This is a genomic window from Sandaracinaceae bacterium (assembly GCA_020633055.1).
GTDB lineage: Bacteria > Myxococcota_A > Polyangia > Polyangiales > Houyiibacteriaceae > JADJJE01.
In genome coordinates, this window is record JACKEJ010000008.1 from 346,580 (window position 1) to 368,405 (window position 21,826).

At 71.3% G+C, this 21,826-nt stretch carries 15 protein-coding genes; 8 read left to right on the forward strand and 7 right to left on the reverse strand.

Annotated elements, in window-relative coordinates; genetic code table 11:
* Positions 1-126: 126 nt before the first annotated feature.
* Positions 127-354, forward strand: a complete 228-nt coding sequence (locus tag H6726_18280; GenBank protein ID MCB9659600.1) for a hypothetical protein — start codon at positions 127-129, stop codon at positions 352-354.
* A gap of 7 nt (positions 355-361) precedes the next feature.
* On the opposite strand, the gene H6726_18285 is transcribed toward H6726_18280, so the two are convergent.
* Complete coding sequence (locus H6726_18285; protein ID MCB9659601.1) at positions 362-1,798, reverse strand: hypothetical protein; 1,437 nt, start codon at positions 1,796-1,798, stop codon at positions 362-364.
* A gap of 580 nt (positions 1,799-2,378) precedes the next feature.
* On the opposite strand from H6726_18285, the gene H6726_18290 reads away from it, so the two are divergent.
* Positions 2,379-4,205 (forward strand): amidohydrolase family protein, encoded by a 1,827-nt coding sequence (locus tag H6726_18290; protein ID MCB9659602.1) that lies wholly within the window; start codon positions 2,379-2,381, stop codon positions 4,203-4,205.
* On the forward strand, positions 4,202-4,948 hold the full coding sequence (locus H6726_18295; protein MCB9659603.1) for a TetR/AcrR family transcriptional regulator: 747 nt from the start codon (positions 4,202-4,204) through the stop codon (positions 4,946-4,948). Before H6726_18290 ends, H6726_18295 begins: the two co-directional genes overlap by 4 nt.
* Positions 4,949-4,957: 9 nt before the next feature.
* Here H6726_18295 and H6726_18300 read toward each other — a convergent pair whose 3' ends face one another.
* On the reverse strand, positions 4,958-5,806 hold the full coding sequence (locus H6726_18300; protein MCB9659604.1) for a methyltransferase domain-containing protein: 849 nt from the start codon (positions 5,804-5,806) through the stop codon (positions 4,958-4,960).
* A 112-nt stretch (positions 5,807-5,918) separates the two neighbouring features.
* On the opposite strand from H6726_18300, the gene H6726_18305 reads away from it, so the two are divergent.
* Positions 5,919-6,839, forward strand: coding sequence for a DUF2236 domain-containing protein (locus H6726_18305; protein ID MCB9659605.1), 921 nt, complete (start codon positions 5,919-5,921; stop codon positions 6,837-6,839).
* 81 nt (positions 6,840-6,920) lie between these two features.
* Positions 6,921-8,348: an aldehyde dehydrogenase gene (locus tag H6726_18310; protein ID MCB9659606.1), complete on the forward strand. Its 1,428-nt coding sequence runs from the start codon at positions 6,921-6,923 to the stop codon at positions 8,346-8,348.
* A gap of 45 nt (positions 8,349-8,393) precedes the next feature.
* Here H6726_18310 and H6726_18315 read toward each other — a convergent pair whose 3' ends face one another.
* From H6726_18315 to H6726_18325, 3 genes are all read right to left on the reverse strand, one after another.
* Complete coding sequence (locus H6726_18315) at positions 8,394-9,707, reverse strand: VCBS repeat-containing protein (protein ID MCB9659607.1); 1,314 nt, start codon at positions 9,705-9,707, stop codon at positions 8,394-8,396.
* A 195-nt stretch (positions 9,708-9,902) separates the two neighbouring features.
* On the reverse strand, positions 9,903-11,069 hold the full coding sequence (locus H6726_18320; protein MCB9659608.1) for a hypothetical protein: 1,167 nt from the start codon (positions 11,067-11,069) through the stop codon (positions 9,903-9,905).
* 77 nt (positions 11,070-11,146) lie between these two features.
* Positions 11,147-12,091, reverse strand: a complete 945-nt coding sequence (locus H6726_18325) for an alpha/beta hydrolase (protein MCB9659609.1) — start codon at positions 12,089-12,091, stop codon at positions 11,147-11,149.
* Positions 12,092-12,145: 54 nt separating this feature from the next.
* On the opposite strand from H6726_18325, the gene H6726_18330 reads away from it, so the two are divergent.
* Complete coding sequence (locus H6726_18330; protein ID MCB9659610.1) at positions 12,146-13,306, forward strand: hypothetical protein; 1,161 nt, start codon at positions 12,146-12,148, stop codon at positions 13,304-13,306.
* A 64-nt stretch (positions 13,307-13,370) separates the two neighbouring features.
* On the opposite strand, the gene H6726_18335 is transcribed toward H6726_18330, so the two are convergent.
* Positions 13,371-13,979: a TlpA family protein disulfide reductase gene (locus H6726_18335; GenBank protein MCB9659611.1), complete on the reverse strand. Its 609-nt coding sequence runs from the start codon at positions 13,977-13,979 to the stop codon at positions 13,371-13,373.
* A gap of 16 nt (positions 13,980-13,995) precedes the next feature.
* Positions 13,996-14,496 carry a hypothetical protein gene (locus tag H6726_18340; protein MCB9659612.1) on the reverse strand — a complete coding sequence of 167 codons (501 nt, stop codon included), beginning with the start codon at positions 14,494-14,496 and terminating at the stop codon, positions 13,996-13,998.
* A gap of 117 nt (positions 14,497-14,613) precedes the next feature.
* On the opposite strand from H6726_18340, the gene H6726_18345 reads away from it, so the two are divergent.
* A complete protein-coding gene (locus tag H6726_18345; GenBank protein ID MCB9659613.1) occupies positions 14,614-18,774 on the forward strand; it encodes a translocation/assembly module TamB domain-containing protein in 4,161 nt (1,386 codons plus the stop codon).
* Entirely contained in the window at positions 18,771-21,797 is a 3,027-nt protein-coding gene (locus H6726_18350; protein ID MCB9659614.1) for a BamA/TamA family outer membrane protein, read from the forward strand. Before H6726_18345 ends, H6726_18350 begins: the two co-directional genes overlap by 4 nt.
* Positions 21,798-21,826 lie beyond the last annotated feature (29 nt).

The window sequence follows — 21,826 nt, forward strand, 5'->3', positions numbered from 1 at the left end:
GCTCGCGCGCAGCTGTGTCGTTCGCGTCATCCACGGTCAGTCGCGGGCGCTTCGGCAGGGCGGGGCTGGGCGCGACGTTCCGGGCCCGACGTGACGGGCGAGCGCCCGTCTGGTACGTGTGCCCGCATGTGGCGACGCTGGGTCGGACTGGTGGTGGGCGCAGCCCTCGGATACTCGGCGGGCGCCAGCCTCGCGGCGCGGGTCCTGACGATGTTCTCGGGGGGCGACGCAGGCGATCAGATCGCTGCGGGCTTCGCGGGTGGGCTCATCGTCGGACCGCTGATCGCCTTGGTGGGCGCCGCCGTCGGCTACCAACGCGGACGCGCCGCGGACGTCGGACGCCGCGGGCTCTGAGCCGCCGTCAGGGCGTGATCGTCACCGTGAAGCCGCGCGCCTCGAGCCCTGCCCGCACGTCCTCCAGCGTGCGCGCTGCGCGCACCACGGTGCCCGCCTCGGAGCACGCGGGGATGTCGCTGCCGGCGCAGCTGCCGTGCAGCGAGACGTGCGGCGCGGGGGCCTGTCCCGGGGGCGGCGGCGGGGCATTCGCGTCGATCAGGTAGCCCGAGCCTTCGTCGAGCGACACCACGGCGCTCCCGCGGCGAGCCTCGAGGTGCCGCGGCGCGGAGCGTGCCCCGTGCGGTGAGCCGCCGGCCACGCCCGCGTCGACCGGCTCGCTCACCAAGCCGAGCGCGTCGCACAGCTCGGCCACGTAGGTGACCTGGGCCTCGGTCGCCACCGGCTCGCCCGTGATGCTGCCCGTGCAGCACTGCCCAGCGCGCGTGGCCCAGACGCTCACGCCGCTGACCCAGCGCTCGCGGTCCAGGCGCTCGTACAGCTGCCCCCGCAGCGCGGGACCGTTCGGCAGGTCGATCGCACGCACCTCGATGTCGCGCCCGTAGCGCTCGACCAGCGTCTCCGCGGACGGGCACGGCCCGCGCCGGTTGACCTGCACGCTGAAGTGCCCCGTGAGCATGCGCCGCACGCTGCCCAGCGTGCTGACCGCGGCGAACTCCGGCTGCGGCGGCCAGGGCGCGTTGGTGCCGCGGGCGCGCGGGGGAGCGAGCGGTCCCGGCGGCGGGTGCCGCATGGTGGCGCACACCCGGAAGGCCTCGTCTTCGTTGTCGGGCGTGGCCCACAGCAGCTCGCAGCGCGCGGCGCGGATGAACGAAGCGACGCGCCGCATCCCTTGCGCGTCGTTGTAGGCCATGGTCACGCCGTGCGGGCTCGCCTCGCGCCGGACGTTGGTGATGCTCGACGGGATGCGCCCCGTGGTTACGAAGCGCGCCGTACCGGAGGAGTAGGTGATCTCGATGTCGGTCCCCGGCCCGTGGAGGTACACGGCGGGCAACCCCGTCGAGTGCCGCCCCAGCTCCACGCGGTAGTTCGGGGGCACGGCCAGGTGCACGTGGATGGTCTCGTGCCGGATGGTCTGGAACACCCACCCCTCGGCAGTGGTCCCACCGGGCACCCCCGGCCACGCGTCGTCGGTGGCGCTGGGGAGCGTGTACGGCTCTGGAGTTGGGGAGACGGCTGCGACAGGAGCCGCTACCTGACCCCCGCCCGTGCCAGCGGCGCCAGCCGATTCCACCCCCGCGCTCCCCGGTTCCGAACCGGCCCCAGGTTCCTGCGCCCCAGGGTCACCGTCTGCCGCGTAGGTCGCGCTGACACCGTCCCCGTGCGCGGGATCCCGCTGGTTCTCGCCACGCCCACAGGCGGGAAACAGGGCGCTGAGTCCAGCCAGGGCGCAGCCCAGCCAGACCCCGGCCACACCACGCCCATGTCGTGATCCGCGCACCATGCGCGGCAGTCTATCCGGGCCCGAGCGGACGCGCCGTCGGGATCTGGGACAAATGTGGTTGCTGAAGCCCCCGGGGCACTCCTGGTCGGCATGGCGGGCACCCGAGCACCCCGGGCACCCCGGGCTGCTTGGGCTGATCGTGACGATGGGGGGCACCAGGCTGAAGCCAGGTGCCCCAGAGCTGCAGTGCTCACTGAAAGTCCGCCCCATTACGGGGGCGGACTACGTGCGCGTCTACTCCTGGTCCGTGCGAGGCGAGCCGTGGCGAGCGACACCGCGTGCCATCCGCGACGCGACCGTCCGCTTTGACATCCTGAAGCAAGTCGGATCGCGACGCAGCGTCTCCGGGTTTCCATCGCCCACTACTAGGCAGTCCGCCCCCGGAGTGGGGCGGACTTGCAGGTCACGCTGCAGCCTCGGGGCACCAGGCTTCAGCCTGGTGTCCCCCATCACCGGCCCCATCACCCCCAATCACCGACCCCCATCACCGCCCCCCACACGCCACCCATCACCAATCGCCCAACCACCCGCCGTCAGTTTCCGTTTGACAAAGATAGAGAGCGTTCGCTATCTATCTTCCATGCGCTATGACGTCATCCTCCGCTCCGGTCTCGTGTTCGACGGCACCGGCGCCCCCCCGCGCCTGGCCGATGTGGGCATCACCGCCGGCCGCGTGACCGCGATCGAAGACCAGCTCGACCCCGCCCTCGCGGATCAGGTCATCGACGCGGAGGGGCAGTGGGTGATGCCCGGCTTCCTCGACGCGCACACGCACTACGACGCGGAGCTGCTGCTGGCGCCGGGGCTGCCCGAGTCCGTGCGGCACGGCGTCACCACGGTGTGCATCGGGTCGTGCTCGCTCAGCACCATCTTCGCCACGCCTGAAGACTGCGCGGACATCTTCTCGCGCGTGGAGGCGCTGCCGCGCGACTACGTGCTGGGCGCGCTCGAGCAGCACAAGACCTGGAACGACCCGGCGGCGTACATGGCGCACGTGGACGCGCTGCCCCTCGGGCCCAACGTCATGTCGTTCATCGGCCACTCGGACCTGCGCGTGTCCGTGATGGGGCTCGAGGACGCGACGGACGAAAAGCGCAAGCCCACGGCGGACGAGCAGGCGTGCATGGAGGCCGCGCTGAACGACGCGCTCGACCTCGGCTTCCTCGGGCTCTCGTGCATGACCAACCCGTGGGACAAGATCGGCGGCGACCGCGTGCGCTCGCGCCCGCTGCCCTCGACGTTCGCGTCGTGGAAGGAGTACCGCCGCTTCCATGACATCCTGCGCGAGCGCGGCGCCATCCTGCAGTCGGCCCCCAACATCACCACCAAGTACAACGCGCTCCTGTACCTGCTGGAGAGCGCCAGCTTCGGCGTGCGCAAGCCGCTCAAGACCACGCTCATCACCGTGGCCGACACCAAGAGCAACCCCATGCTCTCGTCCGCCATCCTGCGCGGCACCACCACCTTCAACGATACGCTGGGCGCGGACATCCGCTGGCAGTGCGTGCCCATGCCCTTCGAGGTCTACGCCGACGGCATCGACCTGGTGGTGTTCGAGGAGTTCGGTGCGGGCGAAGAGGCGCTGCACCTGACCGAGCAGGTGGAGCGCAACGCGCTGTTCGCGGACAAGGCCTACCGCCGCCGCTTCCGCAAGGAGTACGACAAGCGCTTTGGCCCGCGTGTGTGGCACCGCGACCTGCACGACGCGCACATCGTCTCGGCGCCCGACCCCACGCTCGCGGGGCGCAGCTTCGGCGACGTGGCCGACGAGCGCGGCGAGCACCCGGTGGACACCTTCCTCGACCTGGTGATGGAGCACGGCACGCAGCTGCGCTGGCGCACCACCATCGCGAACCACCGGCCCGAGAAGCTGGACCAGATCGTCTCGCACCCCACGGTGCAGGTGGGCTTCGCCGACTCCGGCGCGCACATCCGCAACATGGCGTTCTACAATTTCCCGCTCTACTTCCTGCGCAGCGTGAAGCGCGCGGCCGAGGCGGGCACGCCGCTCATGCCGCTGGAGCGCGCGGTGCACCGCGTGACGGGCGAGATCGGCGAGTGGCTGGGCGTCGACGCAGGCCGCCTGCGCGTGGGCGACCGCGCCGACGTGGTGGTGGTGAACCCCACCGGCCTCAACGACGACGTGCACGCCTACCACGAGGCCCCCATCGACGTGTTTGGCGGCGTGCGGCGCATGGTGCGGCGCAACGACGACGCCATCACCGCCACGCTCGTCGGTGGGCAGGTGGTCTACACGCCGGCAGGCTTCGTCGACGGCTACGGCAGCGCGCACGGCTACGGGCGCTTCCTGCGCCGCGGCCACGACACGGCGCCGCGCGTGCCCTCCACGGTCACCGCGCCCACCGACGCGCCCGTCGAAGCTCCTCTCGCCGCGCAGGTGTCATGAGCGACGGAACCCCCTCCGCCCAGCGCAGCGCGCCCGCCTCACGAAGCGCGTCGTCCACCACGCGCGGCACCACCCCGCGCACGCGCGCGGGCGCCAAGCACACCGCGTCTCCCTCGAGCGCCCCCGAGAGCAACGGCCGGCGCACCCAAGCCGAGCGCCGCACGGCCACCATCGAGCGCCTGGTCGAGGCCACCATCACCGTGCTGGCCGAGGCGGGCTACGCGGGCGCGTCTGTGAAGGCCATCTGCGACCGCGCCGGCGTGTCGCAGGGCGCGCTCTTCCGGCACTTCGACACACGCGTGGATCTGCTGGTGCGCGTGGTGGACGAGATCGGCACGCGCAACGTGCAGTCGTTCGTGCGCGCCGCCGGCATCACGGACGCCACATGGACGCTGGACCGGCTGGACCACTTCGTGAACGTGCTGCGCACGGTGAGCCGCTCTCCCACGCACGCCGCCTGGCGCGAGGTCATCGCCGCCGCGCGCGTGGAGCCCGACCTGGCCGACGCGGTAGGCGCCGCCGTCGCGCGCTTCGAGGCGGCCATCATCCGCATGGTGGAACTCGGTCTGCCCGGCACACCGGAGCAGAACCTCGAGACCGTCACCATCGTGCTCTCGATCATGCACATGTTCGACTCCGAGGCCGTGACCGTGCGCGTGAAGCCCAACCCAGCCATCGAAGCCGCGCGCATCACCTGGGCCACCCGTGTGCTGCGCGAGCTGTACGACCGCCGCGCGGGCTGAGTCGAGTCGCTACGCGCCGCGCGCGACCACCGTCCACGCCGCGCCCGGCACGGCCACCCGCTCGCCCACGCAGTACGACCCCAGGGCAGCCTTCACCGCAGCGCTCGCGCGCTCGCGTTGTTCCTCGTCCACGCCCGCCAGCAGCCGCGCCGCACGGCTCGACGTCAGCGCGAAGCGCGTGGCCTCGTCCAGACCGGTGAGCGAGAGGACCACATCGTGCTCGAAGGGCTCGATGTCGACCGACGTGAACCCAGCGTCCCCCAAGACCCGCGTGATGGTGTCGCGACGTCCCAGCGAGAACGGCCCCGGGCCCTCGTCGGTCTCTGTGCCGCCCTGACCGACGGCGTCACCCAGCGCGCCCTGGGCCGCGTGGTAGGGCACGGTCGCCCACGGGTTGTCGTCGAACACCTGCCAGCAGACGAACACCAGCCGCGCCTCGCGCGTGGCCAGCAGCTTCCGCAGGCACGCGAAGGTGCGCTCGGGCGCCGCGAAGAACATCACGCCGAAGCGCGAGTACAGCGCGTCGAAGCGCGCGTCGCCGAAGTCATGCTGCCCGACGTCCCCCGCCCACACGCGCGCTGCGGGGACCCGCTCGCCCGCCCGCGCGAGCATGCGCTCCGAGAGGTCGATGCCCGTCACGCTCCCAGTCGGGCCCACCCGCGCCGCGATGGCGCCCAGCGTGTCCCCGCACCCGCAGCCCACATCGAGCACCCGCTCGCCAGGTTGGGCCCCGAGGCGCGCGAGCGCGGCGTCGCCAAACGGGCGCACCATCCGGTCGAGAACCTCCTGCTGCTGGACCCAGCGGTCGCCCCCGGGGCCGTTCCAGTACGCGCTCAGCTCGTCTTGGGTGAGTGCCATGGACGCATCACAGCGCGCGACTCGCGCTCGGTCAACGGCCCGACCGCGCCTTGACAGCCCCCACACGCACCGATACAAACATACAGGTATCGTTCCTTCGTCGCGACCCCGCATGGAATCCGCCGCCCGCACACCTGCTCGCACTCCCGTCCCCGTCGCCCTCGGGCCGGAGTCGCTGGCGTGGCGTCACGCAGGCGACAACCTCCAGCTGCTGATGGCGGGCACCACGCTGGTGCTGCAGGTGTCGCACCCGGTGGTGGGGGCGGGGGTGCTGCAGCACTCCACGTTCAAGACCGACCCGTGGGGCCGGCTGAAGCGCACCACGCTGTGGGGCCTGCGGCTGCTCTACGGAGGGCCCGAGAAGGCGCCCAAGGCCGGCCGCGAGCTGCGTGAGCTGCACCGCGGCATCCGCGGCACGGACAGCAAGGGCCGGCGCTACGTGGCGCTCGACCCCGAGGCCTACGCCTGGGTGCACCTGACCACCTACTACGCGATGGTCACCACGCAGCGCCTGTTCGGCGAGCGCCCCTGCACCGCCGAGCAAGAGGCCCAGCTCTACGCCGAGTGGCTGCAGCAGGGGCGCGTGCTGGGCATTCGCGACCAGGACATGCCCGCCGACGTGGACGCGTTCGCCGCGTACTTCGACGACATGGTGCAGCACCGCCTCGAGGAGACCGAGCTTGGGCGCTACCTGCTCGACGTGAGCCTGTCGCGCGTGAAGAAGCCGCCGCAGCTGCGGCACGTGCCGAACGCAGCGTGGAACGCCTTCTACGGGACGCTCGGCAGCTGGGCCAAGCTGGCCACCTACGCGACCATGCCCGAGGCCCTGCGCGCGACCTACGGCGTGCGCTGGGACGCCCCCAAGGCGCGCCGCTTCCGAGCGCTGCAGCGCGTGGTGAAGGGCTCGCTGCCCATCCTGCCCGCGCGCGTGCGCTACCTGCCTCCCGCGTACGAGGCGCTCATGGGCCGAACGCCAGGCCGCCGGGGCACACGTGCGCGCCCCAGCCGAGACGTGCAGCGCACGCCGGGCTGACCCACTGCTCATCACGCCGCCGCGCGCGGCCGTCCCTCACCCACAGCCGCACCGAGACGGTGCACCGCAAGGAGGCCCGCCATGGGCGCTGCGCTCGACGACACCACCATCCCCGAGACCTCCTGGGCCCGCGCCGCGGTCGCCCAGCAGCGCGCCTACTTCGAGTCCGGGGCCACGCGCGGCTACGCGTTCCGCCTCGAGCAGCTGAAGCGCCTGAAGGACGCCATCGTCGCGCAGCAAACCGAGATCCAGGAGGCCCTCTTCGCCGACATCGGGCGCCCGCCGTTCGAGGCGTACATCGAGATCAGCACGGCCATCGAGGACCTCAACCACACGCTCAAGCACCTGAAGCGCTGGATGAAGCCCAAGCGCGTGGGCACCACCATGTGGGCGCAGCCGGGGCGCAGCCGCATCGAGTCCACGCCGCAGGGCGTGACGCTCATCATGGGGCCGTACAACTACCCGTTCCTGCTGCTGCTCCAGCCGCTCATCGGGTCGCTGGCCGCGGGCAACACCGCCATCCTCAAGCCCTCGTCGCTCACGCCCGCTGTGTCGGCCGTGGTGACCAAGCTCGCCGCGCGCACCTTCAGCCCCGAGTACGTGAGCGTCTTCGAGGGCAGCACCGAGGTGACCGACGCGCTCCTCGAGCAGCGCTTCGACCACATCTTCTTCACGGGCAGCCCGCGCGTGGGGCGCATCGTCATGGCCGCGGCCGCGAAGCACCTGAGCAAGGTCACGCTCGAGCTGGGCGGCAAGAGCCCCACCATCGTGCACAAGGACGCCAACTTGACCGTGGCCGCGCGCCGCACGCTGGCGGGCAAGATGCTGAACGCGGGGCAGACCTGCGTCGCGCCCGACCACGTGCACGTGCACGCGGACGTGAAGGAGGCCTTCGAGCGCGAGCTGAAGGCGGCGGTGATCGAGTTCTACGGCGAGGACCCCATCCGCAGCCCGGACTTCGGGCGCATGATCAACCAGCGGCACTTCGACCGCGTGGCGAGCCTCATCGACAAGGCCAAGGTGCTGGTGGGCGGGCAGACCAGCCGCGAGCAGAAGTTCATCGCGCCCACCGTGCTGAAGGACGTCCGCATGGACGACGCGGTGATGCAGGAGGAGATCTTCGGGCCGGTGCTGCCGCTCATCACGTACAGCACGCTGGACGAGCTGATCGCGAACCTGAAGCGCCTGCCGGAACACCCGCTGGCCCTCTATCTGTTCACGGAGAGCAAGGCCGTGGAGCGGCGCGTGCTGGACAGCGTGCAGTTCGGCGGCGGCTGCGTGAACAACACGGTCATGCACGTGGCCAACCCCAACCTGCCCTTCGGCGGCGTGGGCGAGAGCGGCCTCGGCGCGTACCACGGCAAGAGCTCGTTCGACGTGTTCTCGCACCAGCGCGGCATCCTCGAGGCCACCACCAAGATCGACCTGCCCATCCGCTACGCGCCCTACGGCCGGCACCTGCCGCTCATCGGCGACCGCCTCGAGCTGGTGAAGAAGATGATCAAGTAGTCCCGCGTGGGCCCTGCACGGCGGCCCGCACCCTGCACAGGTCCCTCAGAGGCGCCCGAGGTTCTCCCACCAGTAGAAGCCGCCCCCGACCGTCGCCGTGCCCACCGCGTCGAGGTCGCCGTCGCCGTCGATGTCGGCCGCGATGATCTCGAACGCGTCGTGGGTGTCCCCCATCAGCACCAGCCGGTCCCAGCGGTCGTGCCCCTGGTTCAGGTACAGCACGAACTCGTCGGTCCAACGCGACGCCGCGAGGATGTCCACGTCTCCATCGGCGTCCATGTCCGCGCCGTGTACGGACCACGCGTAGTCGAGGTCGTTGGCCACCTGATGCACGCGCGTCGTGCCCATGCGCCCGTCGCGGTTCTCCACCCACACCACCCGGGAGTCGCCCACCGCCAGCACGTCCAGGTCGCCGTCGCCGTCCACGTCCACCGGGTCGGCCGAGGTCGCGGAGTACACGTCCAGGTCGTGCGATGTGAAGCCGTCGTCCCGCTGTTCGAGCCACACCAGGCCGAAGAAGGCGGTGAGCACGTCCAGGCGCCCGTCCGCGTCGAGGTCCACCATGCGCACGTACTGCGGATGCAAGCCGACGTCTGCGAGCACGCGGTGCTCGAAGCCGCCATCGCGTCCGAACAGCGCGAAGACCTCGGGCTGGTCCCACTGCGACACCGCCAGCACGTCCAGGCGCCCATCCCCGTCGAGGTCGCCCACGTCCAGGTCCTGCAGCTCGCGGTCGCCAATCTGGTAGGTCGCGAACGCGCTCGCGTCGCCGTGGAGGTTCTCGAACAGCCGGATGGGGTACGGGTCGTCGCGCCCACCGCCGCCGATCAGGTCGTCGTCGCCGTCGCCGTCGAAGTCCACGGGCACCAGCTGCCGGCCCGCCTCGCCCGCGAGCAGCACGTGCTGCGTCCACACCAGCCCCGTCCCCTCCACGTTCTCCTCCCAGGCGTAGAAGCGGCTGTTGTGGGCCGTCACAGCCAGGTCCAGGTCCCCATCCTGGTCGATGTCCGTCGCCGCCACCGAGTGCGCGCCGCTCACCAACCGGATGACGTGCGTGCGGAAGAACTCGCACTCGCTCGCACGCGGCACGAACACGCAGCGGCCCGCCTCGCACAGGTCGTCCGTACACTCGTCGCCGTCGTCACAGCCTGCGGCGCACGCGTCGAACGCGTCCTGCCCTGCGTCCCCCGGGCCCGAGTCGTCCAGCCCCAGGTCCCCGGCCCCCGTGTCCATGCCAGCGTCCTCCGCCACCAGGGCGGCGTCGGCTGGCTCCACTGGACCAGCGTCGGCGACCGAGAAGACGTGTGACTGCGCGCACCCGGTCAGCGCGGCGCAGCCCCCCGCGCCCAGCAGAAACATAATATGACCGAGTGTTCTCGTTTTCACGGAGCACAGATCTAGCAGGCCGGAACGGCGCCTGCCAAACGTCCGACTGGAGCCACCTCGAGCCCAGGCGGTGCGTCGGGCCCCGCTCGACTGGTGCATGCGCAACGCCCGCTCGCAAGGAGCCCGACACGGGACAGTCCGGGGCAGACCAGGGTGTGATCGTCCGCGCTAAGGGTCCGAGCAGGGATTGGGAAGTGGCTGCCCGACGGCGATGCCCCCCACGTGCCCCACGTAGGCGTCGAAGGTGGTCGCGATGCTGAGCGCGTCGCACGGCAGGGACGTGTCCGCTGGCGTCGCGGGCTGAAGCTGCACGTCGCACATGCCGGTGAGCGTCTGCATGAGCGTACGGAAGGCCGCGGAGCCAGGGCAGATCCCGACGTTCTCGGAGGTGGCGAGGATGTGATTCAGGCCCCAGCGCCCGGCGACGGTGATCCGGGGCGGCGGGTCGGTCACGCCCATGATGAGCGTGTCGTACAGCTCGCCCATCGCGATCATTCCAGTCATGCGCACGGTCGCGCCGAAGCCCGTGCCGATCAGCTTGAACTCGGTGCCGTTCGGGACGAACACCACCAGCTGGCCGTCCCGCACATAGGCGTGGTTGATCTGCACGGCGGGCATGTCGAGGTCGCCGCCCAGGAAGTTGTCGTCGCGCACCCAGAAGTAGTCTTCACCGTCCCAGGCGGGCGGCGGCGCGGGGGTGGTTCCGTCGCTCAGGGTGGCGTTGGACCCGACCACGAGCAGCTCTGGCGCCTCACCACCCACGCCCGGCGAACCGAACACCGACTGCGCGATCGCGACTGTCACGCGCGGGTCGTCCCGCTCCCCGTTCCAGTCGGAGATCATGATCACCAGCGCGCCCACGCCCGCGGCCTGGGACGCCACGAGGTCCCCTTCGATGCCAGACTGGACCAGGTTCAGGATGGGGAAGAAGGAGTTCCCGAACGTGTTGTCGATGCCGTCGTCGCCGTCGACCTGGACCGACGCCCCTTCCCGCGCCGGGACGCACTCGGTGGTCAGGTCGTTTGCCGTGGTGCACATGCTGTCCAGGTTGAAGCCCGTCGTGCGCCAAGGCGCCGACTCCGGTGGTGCGCCATCCTCTGCACGCTGATCGATGACGATGTCGCGCAGCACCAGCACGTAGCGCTCACCGTCCGAGCCGTCGGCCACCGAGGGCGCCGCGGGCGGGCGACGGCCCGTACACGCGGGCAGCTCGACCAGGGAGGGGTCGAACACTTCGCAGCCACCCATGACCGCCAGGGACACCACCACGGGCACCGCGCCGAGGGCGGCGACGAAGGGCTGAATCGCCCGGAGAGCGCGACGAACGACGAGCATGGAGCGTTCCTGTGTCTGCGCCGCCGGTGCACATCCACGCCGACCCGCGCCTGTGATACAAAGATCAGATCATTGTTTCACAGGCTCGCGGGCGATGCAATGACCTGTCGTCCGAAGCGGCCGATCTCGCGCAGCGCAGCGTCTGCCTCGGGGATCAGCCCGATGCCCGCGTGGAAGACGTGCCACAAGCGGTCGTAGACCTGGAGCGTGGCCTGCACCCCGGCCGCCTGCGCTTGCTCTACCACCAGGCGCGCGTCGTCCAACAGGATCTCGTCGCCTCCCACCTGCGCCAAGATCGGCGGCAGCCCGGCCAGGTCGGCGAACATGGGTGAGACCCCCGGGTCGGCACGCGACGTGCGCCGGCCCCCGCCCCGTTCGCCGCAGTAGCTGCCCGCCGAGTCGGAGAGAAAGCGCGTGCTGAGCATCACCTCCCGTCGCTTGTTGCGCATGTAGCTCGGGGCGGAGAGCGTGAGGTCGGTCCAGGGTGAGAGCAGGACCAGGCCAGCCGGCATGGGCCAACCCGCGTGACGGATGCCCGCGGCCGTCGAGAGGGTCAGTCCGCCACCGGCCGAGTCACCCGCGATGACGATGCGCCCGGGCTCGACGCCCTGGTCGAGCAGCTCACGATAGGCGCTGAGCGCGTCCTCTCGCGCGGCGGGGTATGGGTGTTCGGGGGCCAGGCGGTAGTCCAGGAGCCACCCGCGAGCGTCGAGCGTCCGCGCCACGTGAGCCGCGAGGCCGGTGTGGCTGGTGAGCCCGCCCGCCACGTAGCCGCCGCCATGCAGGTAGAGCACGTGGGGCTCGGAGCGGCGGTCGGCGCTGCTCCCGGTGAGGCTCAGCTGGCGGGCAGGTCGACCGCCGAGCGTCACGTCGCGTGCCACCACGTCGCGGGGGCCAGGGATGGTACCGGACACCCGATCCAGCAACGCCCGATGCCAGGCGAGCGAGCGGACGTGACGCGAGATGGGCAGGAACGTGCGTCGCAAGACGAAGCGGAACGCGGCGTGGCGCGGTGTGGACATGCGGATCCGTACCACGAGGCCCAAAATCCCGCGCGATCGAAGTAGGATGAGGCCATGCCTCGTTCCTCCGCCCCCGCCCGCATCGCACGCCCGCGCCCCAGCCGTTCATGGCGACGGTCCCCCTGCGCGCCGCGCGCCGGCGACCCGCTGCGCTCCTCGCCCGGCGGACTCGCCCTGCTCGCCCTGCTCGCACTCGTGTCCTTCACCCTCGGATGCGCCGGGCGCTGCCCAGAACCGGTCGTGGACCCCGCGAGCGTGACCGCCACCGCTGTCCCCTGTCAGCCGGGGCTCCCGGCCCAAGCCGTCCCGGGCGACCCCCTCACGCTCGTCGGGAGCAACGGGTTCGTGTATGCGCGCGTGGACGTCGCGGCCATCCGGCGCAGCCCCTACGGTGACCTCGTAGAGAGCGCGTTCGACTGGTTCCTGCGCGCCGAGGTGCGCGAACCCGGGCGCACCGCCGTGCGGGAGGGGATGGCGCGCACCGACGTGATCGCGTTCTCGGTGGAGTTCGAGCACGGCTTCACGATGGTGGCGCAGGGTCGCTACACCGAGGCGGACACGGAGAACTTCGATCTGACGGACCGCTACCGGCGACGCGAGCACACCATCTTCACGCGCCGACGGACCGCGGTGAGCGTCGTGCAGGGGCGCTACTTCGTGGTGGCCGAGGGGGTGGGCGTGGAGGCCGTGCTCGACCGGCTGGACGGGCTCGAGGACCCCGCGCCCGTGGGGGGCACCATGCTCACAGCCGTGACGGCCATGTCTGCGTATCACTCGTACTTCAGCATGATCGGCATCCCCGCCGTGGTGTTCCGGCGCGAGTTCGAGCGTGAGGAGGGCCTGGCTGGCGTCTTCTCCGACCTACGTTGGGCGGGGCTCAGCGTCACCCCGAGCAGCCAGGGCGTCGACGTCAACGGCCGCGTCCACACCATCTCCGAAGGGTCCGCGAACGCCATCCTCGCCAAGTCGCTGGAGGTGCAGCAAGAGGTCGTCGTGGAGCTGGATCGCGAGGTGCCCCAGCTAGCCGAAGCCGGCCGCGCGGTGTCCATGACGGTCACGGGCACGGACGCCACGCTGACGCTGCGCGCGGACGACGCCCGCTCCCGGGCCGTGATCCAAGCGATGTCCGATGCGTTCGAGCGCCAGGCACAGCGGCGTGCCTCGTACAGCTCGAGCGCCACGGCCACGTCCCCAACCCCAACCGCGACCCCGTGATCCCTGCAAGGTGTGCCACCGCCGCCACCACCCCCGCCCCGAGGCCCCCGAGGTCCTCAGCACCTCAGCGGTAGGCCTCGACCAGCTCCACCACCAGCGGGCTGCCCCAGTCGAGGGCCCCGTCGTAGCGGAAGCGCACGCGCCCCTCGCGGTCGATGATCCACGTCTCGGGGAACAGGCGCGTGCCGAACTGCCCGGTGATGACCTCGCGGGTGGGGTCGAACACGTGCGTGAGGCGCGTGTCGGGCGGCACCACGGTGGCCACCGCGTCCCAGCCCTCGTCGGCGCTCACCGCGACCACCTCCACGTCGCCCCACGTCTGCGCCAGGTGCCCCAGGTGCTCGAGGCTGGGCAGCTCTTCGAGACACGGCGGGCAGGTGATGCTCCAGAAGTTGAGCACCACGACCTTGCCGCGGTGGTCCGCCAGCCGCCACGGCTGCCCGTGGCGGTCCGTCAGCTCGAACTCGGGCGCAGCCAGGCTGCTGCCCAGGTAGTGCGGGAATCCGCCCTCCCCGGCCATCAGCGCCTCGAAGCGCGCGTCCCCGAGCACCGCCCGGAACGCGGTCTCCTGGCTGCGCGTGTTGCCGTCGATGGCGGCCGTGGTGAACAGGAACACCAGCGGCGCGCCGAGGAGGAAGGCGATCAGGGCCGCCAGCTGTTCACGCCTCTTCATCGAGGACCCTCACCTATCACGGAAGCGCGGCGGCGCCATCCGCGACCACCGGCGGGCGATGGACCGCGTCCCCGATGCGCAGCAGCACGCCCTCGGCGTCTTCGTCGATCAGGGAGGAGAGCGCCGCGGCCGCGTGGTTGTCGAAGCGCGCCGGACACCGACCTTCCCGCACATCGCACCACAGCGCCCCCAGCTCGTCCTGACGCAGCGAGCTGGGATCCAGCTCCTCGACGCGGTCCCCGCTCAGGTGCAGCGTCACGCCCCCCGCGTGGAGGGCCACGCTCTCGACGAAGTAGGCCGGCCCCTCGAGCGCAAAGTAGGCCCAGTTGATGTCGTTGCTGAGGCAGAAGCGTCCGTCCTCCGCGCGGTCGATCCAGCCGTCGAAGCTGCGCACCAGGCCGGGGTGCTCGATGCGCTCGGCCCCCTTCCACCAGCGCCGGCCGGCGTCGCGCCGAATATCGGTCTCACGGGTTCGTCCCTGACCGGCGTCGCCTGCGAGAAGCTTGTTCGCGTCCATTCCGTAAACCTACCACGCCCTACAGCACCCGGCCGAAAGCAGGCGAGGCGAAGGGGCTGCGTGCTATGCAACGAAGAAGCTGCCGTGCCCGATGAACCCTCACGCCCATCCCGTTGGATGCGATGGCTGCGAAACCTCGTGCTCGGGATCGTGGCGGTGGTGTCGTTCGCGGTGGGGCTGACGCAGACGGGCTGGGGGCGCGCGCGCATCCGCGAGCTGACCATCGCGGTCATCCGCGACCAGCTGGGGCTGGAGGCGACGTTCGGCGAGCTGCGCGTGGACCCGGGGCTGTTCCCCCCGCGCATCGAGGTGGTGGCGAGCGAGATCGCGCTGGTGGACCCCGTGTACGGGCGCCTGGTGAAGGCCAACCGCCTGGTCATCTCGCCCAGCGTGCGCGCGCTGCTGCGGGGCGAGCTGGACCTGGACGAGATCTTGATCGACGGCGCGGTGGTGAACCTCATCGTGCGCGAGGGCGAGGTGCGCAACCTGCCCCGGCCGCGTGTGGAGCCAGACCCGGACAGCCCGACGACGCTGCCCTTCTCGCGCCTGACCCTGACCAACGCCACCGTGCAGGTGGACGGCGGGCCGGACGGGAGCGCGTCGCTCACGCAGCTGGAGGTGGACCTGCGCGTCTCGGGCGGCACCGTGCTGCAGCTGAGCGTGGAGGGCGGCGAGGGTTCGCTGCGGCAAGGCGAGCGGCGGCTGGTGCTGGACTCGCTGCGCGCGGTGGTCACGGTGGACCCCGACTCGGGCATCGACGTGGCCGAGCTGGCGGTGGAGAGCGAGCACTTCGGGGTGGGGGCGAGCGAGGCCCACGTGCCCCTGCCGTTCGAGCCACGCTTCTTCGGCAACGTGCGCGTGCGGGCGGATCTGGCGCACCTGGACGAGCTGCCCATCGACGTCGAGCTGCCGCCCCTGCGCGGGCTGGTGGAGGTGGACGCGACCGTGGGGGTGCGCGACGGGACGCCCGAAGGCAGCGGCCAGGTGCGGCTGCGCGACGCGGCCATCGACACGTACGGCCTGGGCGAGCGCGTGGAGCTCGACTTCGAGTTCGACCCCACCGAGGTGCGCGTGACGGAGATGCGCTTCCAGGTGGTGGAGGGCGGCGGCGTGGTGACCGGGCACGCGTCGGTGGGCTTCACGGCCGACCTGCCGCTCACGGCGCAGCTCGACATCGACGCGCTGCAGCTGGCCAAGCTGCTGAAGCAGCTGGGGGTCACCCCGGACGCCATCGCGCAGTGGACGCTGGGGGGGCGCATCGATCTCGCCGGGACGCTCTCACCGCTCGACCTGAGCGGGCCCATCCGCGTGCGCACCGAGGACTTCCTGGTCACGGCGGACGCGTGGCACCACCGGCCGGCCACGCGCATCATGGGCATCGAGCGCGGTCGCGTGGAGGGGCGCGTGACGGTCACGCCCGAGGGGCTGGGCTTCCGCGACCTGGACGTGACCATGCCCAACTCGACGGCCCACGTGGACGTGCTGCTGGGCTTCGGGGACTTCATCGAGGTGGTGGGGCACAGCACGCAGATGGACCTGGCCGACGTGACGCCGCTGACCACGCTCCACCTGGGCGGGCGCGGGACGTGGGAGGCCACGCTGCGGGGCCCGTACAACAACCCCGCGGTGAGCGGACACGTGCAGATGAGCGGCTTCGAGTTCGACACGTTCCGAGCGGGCGACATCGACTCCGACTGGCAGCTCGAGAACGAGAGCATGTCGGTGCGCTTCCCGCTCATCACCGCCGTCAAGAACGACAGCCGCTACACCGTACAGGACCTGTTCGTGGACTTCCGCCACAGCCGTATGGAGGTCACGGCCGAGGTGCACGCGCAGCGCATGGTGCTGGCGGACCTCTACCACATCTTCCGGCTGGAGACGGACGAGCACTTCACGCCGTTCCAGGGCGTGGCGCACGGCACCACGCGTGTGCGCTACACGACGGGCTTCCCCGACGACCTGCCCACCGGGACGCTGCGCGCCTCGGTCGACATCGGCTTCTCGAGCGCGCACTTCGCGGGCTTCGCCTTCGACGCAGGGGCGCTCGAGGCCGACTGGCGCTGGCTCGACTACGCGCGCGGCGTGGACGGCGCCGAGCTGGACGTCACGCACCTCGCGCTGCACAAGGGCGGGGGCACCATCGCCGTGGCGGGCACCATGGCGCTGGGCGGGGTGCTGCAGATGAGCGTCTCGGCCGACAACATCCCGTTCGCGGCGACCGAGGGCTTCGAGGGCATGCCCGACCTGAGCGGCACCTGGTCGCTGCTGGGCCAGGTGGAGGGCACCAGCTCGGTGCCGCACGTCAACGCCGACCTGGGGTTGCACCAGCTCGCCTGGGCGGGGGAGCCGCTGGGCCACGGGCGCCTCTACGTGCGGCTGACCGACCGCACCGACCCGTGGGTGGCCGAGGCCAGCGACTGGGACCCGCGCAACCCGCCCGCCGACGAGCCCTGCCGGCACGCGCGCGTCGGGCTGGCGCAGGGGCGCTGGCCAGCCGACCCGCCCATCCAGACGCCCGCGGGTCCAGTGCCGGCGCTCACGCGCCCGATGGCGTTCCTGCTGTGCGGCGACGCGCTGACGGGCCAGATCGGCGTGGATCTGGCCGTGGGCTGGACCTCCCAGCTACCGCTGCGGGGCGAGGTGCGCTTCGACCCGCTGGACCTCGCGCCCTTCTTGGCCGGGTCCCTGCCCGGCGCCACGTCACGCGGCGTGATGCAGGGACGCATGCTGTTCGACGACGGCGCGCTCGACAACGACACCTACGGCGGCGACCTCGCGATCGAGCGGCTCGAGGTGGAGGTGGAGGGCATCCCCATCCACAACGACGGGCCGATCGACGTGCACTTCGTGCGCGGCGAGGGGCGCATCCGGCGCATGGCGCTGGTGGGTCCCGGCACCGAGCTGGGCGTGAGTGGCCGCGCCTCGCTGCGGACCGGGCTGCGGACGCGGGTGGACGGCGTGGTGGACCTGGGCCTGCTCGCCACCACCAGCCCCACCATCACCGACGCCGAGGGACGGCTCGAGCTGAAGGTGCGCATCTCGGGCGACGCGTCGGACCCGTCGGTGTTCGGTGAGGCGCGCGTCATCGACGGCGCGTTCCGCTTCGCGGGCTTCCCCGTGCCGCTCGAGGAGCTGGGGGGTCGGGTCACGTTCAGCGCGCACCGCCTCATCTTCGAGGACTTCGGCGCGCGCCTGGGCAGCGGCTGGGTGGACCTGGGCGGCGTCGCGACCCTGGCGGACGGCGGGCTGCACGACTACGCGTTCGACGTGGCGGTGCGCGACGCGGCGCTACGGCCGATGACGGGCGTGGAGCTGGGATTCGACGCACAGGCACGCCTGCACTGGGACCCGAGCATGCGTCTGCCGCGGTTGGCGGGGCAGGTGCAGTTGGAACGCCTGGTGTACTCGCGGCCCACCAGCCTCTCGCCGACGCTGGGCGAGCTGAACCGCCCCGAGCGCGACCTGCTGAGCGACTACGACGCCGAGAACGACAACCTCGAGGTGGAGCTGACCATCACGGGGCGGCCCATCCGCGTGCGCAACAACCTCATGACGGTGGACATCGCCATCGCCGACCGCGACCGACCCTTCCAGATCGTCGGCACGGACCAGCGCCTGGGCGTGCTGGGGCAGCTGGCCGTGCAGCGCGGCAACGTGCGCTTCCGCAACGCGCTGCTCGAGATGCGCAGCGGCGACATCCGCTTCGACGACCCGACGCGCATCAACCCCAGCTTCGACATCACGGCCGAGACGGACATCCGCACCCGCAACCTGGACCAGAACAACTGGCGCATCTCGCTGCACGCCTTCGGCAATCTGGATGCGTTCCGCTTGGACGCCCGCTCGGACCCGTCGGCCAGCGAGCAGGACATCCTGCTGCTGCTGACGATCGGCCTGACCACGGCGCAGGCCCAGTCGCTGCAAGCCGCCGACCTCGGTGGCGCGGCGCTCGAGGCGGTGTCCAGCCTGTCCGGCGTGAACGACGAGGTCAGCGACGCCCTGCAGGTGATCGACGACTTCGCCATCACCACCATGTACAGTACGCGCACCAACCGACCGGAACCCCAAGTGACCATCGGAAAGCGCATCGCCGAACGCGTGAGGCTGACGGCGTCGACCAGCCTCACGGGCGACACGCGCGAGATCCGCGCGGGCGTGGAGTGGCAGTTGGGCGACCAGACCAGCATCCAGGCGGGCTACGACAACGTGAACCGCGAGACGCAGTCGTCCTTCGGCAACGTGGGCATCGACTTCCACTGGCGCATCGAGTTCGAGTGACCCCGCGCTCCCTCGGCATAGCGCTCACCCTGTGCGTCGGGCTGGCGGTGAGCACGGTGGCCCGGGCGTGGGTGCCGCAGGAGCTGCTGGGGCGCCAAGTGGTGCGCATCGAGGTGCGGGGCGAGGCCGCGGGCCTGGTGGTGCCGGCCGAGCTGGGGCTGGAGCCGGGGGAGCGGCTCTCCCGCGCGTACCTGCGCAGCACAGTGGAGCAGCTGTTGGCCACGGGGCGCTGGGCGGACGTGCAGCTGGACGTCGCGCCGACGAGCGGCGGCGTGGTGCTGTACGTGGAGCTGGCCGCGCGCTTCTTGCTCGCGCGTGTGACGGTGACGGGAAACGAAGTGCTGGATGACACGGAGGTGCTGCGCGCGCTCGATCTCCACGAGGAAGAGGAGATGGACCGCGCCTTCACCCAGACCGAGCGTGGGCGCGTGACGCTCGAGCGCCGGCTGGCGCGCGTGTACCAGGAGCGAGGCTACGAGCGCGTGCACGTGACGTTCGAGCTGCGCGACACGGACGAGCCCTCCCGCAAGGCGCTGGTGGTGCGGATCGACGAGGGCACGCCGACACGGATCACGCACATCGTCTTCGAGGGCCAGGCGCCGCCCCCCGAAGCCCACGTGCGACGCGCGCTGGGCATCGGGCCGGGCGACATCTTCGACCGCCGCGAGGTCGACGAGGCGCTGCGCAGCGCCACCACCACGCTGCGCGAGCGTCGGTGGTACAGCGCACAGCTCGCGCTCGCGCGCATCGATCGCGTAGAGGGCGACGTGGTGTTGGTCGTCGAGAGCGTGTTCGGGCCACGCTACGAGCTGTTCATCCGCGACGCCTACCCGCTGTCGCGTGAGGCCGTGTCGGACGTGCTCGACCTCACCAGCGAGCGACTCACGCCCGGCGCGACGCAGGCGATCGCGCAGCGCGTCGCCGACCTGTACGCCCGCCGCGGCTTCCCGACGACCACGGTGCACGTGCGGCGTATCGCAGGCCGACGGGCGGGCGAAGCGCGCCTGGTCGTCGACGTGGACGCCGGGCGCGCTCAGCGCGTGACGGATGTGAGCTTCCCCGGCGCCTCGCACTTCACGCAGGACCACCTGCGCGAGCAGCTGCAGGGCTTCGTCGTGGACGCGGTGGACCTCGGTGGCCTGGCGGACCCCCTCGACACGCGCACGGCGGAGCGGCTGCTGAACAGCGACCGCGTGTCTCGGGCCGGCGAGCCGCGCACGCGACCACGCCCGCTGCTGCCGCGTGAGATCTTCTACGGCCCCGCCTACGAGCAGGCCATCGAGCACATCCAGCGGCTCTACGAGCGTGAGGGCTTCCTCAACGCGCAGGTGGGCCCGCTCACGCGCGTGACGTTCGCGCGAGGGACCTCGGACCACGTGGAGGTGAGCATCCCGGTGGTCGAGGGACCGCGCTCGTACGTCTACGAGGTGCAGCTGCGGGGCAACGTCGACCTGGGCGATCGTGAGGTGCTCGCCGCCGCGGCGCTCGCGCGCGACGTGCCGTTCAGCCACGCCCTGCTGGACGAAGCGCGCGCGCGCGTGGAGGCGCTCTACCACGACGAGGGCTACCTCTACGCGCGCGTGACGCCCGGCGTGCGCTTCAGCGGTGACCGCACGCGCGCGGTGGTGACGCTGGAGGTGGTGGAGCTGTACCCCGTGACGGTGGGCGAGATCATCATCGAGGGGGCCGAGCGCACGGAGCTCTCGATGATCCGTCGGCTGGTCGCCCTGCGCACGGGCGAGCGCTTCCGGCCCAGCCTCGCGCGGCGCACGCAGGACCGCCTGATGGAGCTGGGCATCTTCTCGAGCGTCACCGTGGAGCCGGGGGAGCGCGAGCTCCCGGCGCGGGTGAAGCCCGTGTTGGTGTCGGTCAGCGAGCGCCGCGGGCAGATGCTGGACTTCCGCGCCGGCGTGTCCACCGGCCAGGGAATCCGCGGCGGGTTCGAGTACGGCTACCGAAACCTGTTCGGCAAGGCCATCGGGCTCACGCTGCGCGTGCAGCTGGCCAACCAGTTCTTCTTCTTGGACAGCGTGGCCGCGGACCGCATCCGCGCCCTGTCGCTGGCCAACCGCCTCGAGCGGCGCATCACGCTGGGCATTCTGTTGCCCTACCTGCCCCGGCTGCCGCGCACGCGCATGTCGTTGAGCGTCTCGCACGTGCGCGACAACCAGCGCTCGTTCGGCCTCGACTCCAACAACGTCGACCTCACGTTCACGACGCGCCCGCGGCGGCAGGTGATCCTGACCATGTCGGGGGGCCTCGAGAACAACGACGTCGACCTGCTGACGGACGACGAGACCTACCAAGAGCTGCTGCTGAACTCCCCGCCCGGGTTGCGCGCCTTGCTGCGTGTTCCCCAAGGGCGCTCGACGTTGGTGAGCGCCGAGCTGGGGGCGACGCTGGATCTGCGCGACAACCCGTTCAACCCCACCCGCGGCTTCTATGCCAACGCGAGCGCCGAGTGGGCGCGCACCCTCGCCGCCGAGGCCGTGACGGTGGGCGGCATGAGCGAGCGCTTCTTCAGCCACCACGTGCGCACCGAGCTCACGCTGAACGGCTACGTCCCGATGGGGCCGCTCACGCTGGCGCTGCAAGGTCGCGTGGGCCGGGTGTTCCACCTGGAGAAGCGCTCGGAGACGTACCCCAACCGCCAGTTCTTCCTGGGCGGCGTGGACACGGTGCGCGGCTACCTGCAGGACTCGTTGGTACCCCAGGAGCTGGCCGACAGCGGGGTCTCGTCGTCGCAGGTCAGCGCCGGCGGCGACGTGTTCATGGTGGCGCGGGCCGAGCTGCGCTTCCCCATCCGCGGCATGGTCTATGGCGGAGCCTTCACGGACTTCGGCAACCTGTGGGCCAACGGCGGCAACCTCAACCCGCTCCAGCTGCGCCCGACGGCCGGGTTCGGCCTGCGTTTCGCCACGCCCGTGGGCCCGGTGGCGTTCGACTACGGCTTCTTGCTCGCGCGGCGGCGCAACCTGGACGAGCGCGTGGGCTCGTTCCACTTCAGCATCGGCTTGTTCTGACGCGCGCTCCGCGCCTGCCACACGCGGGG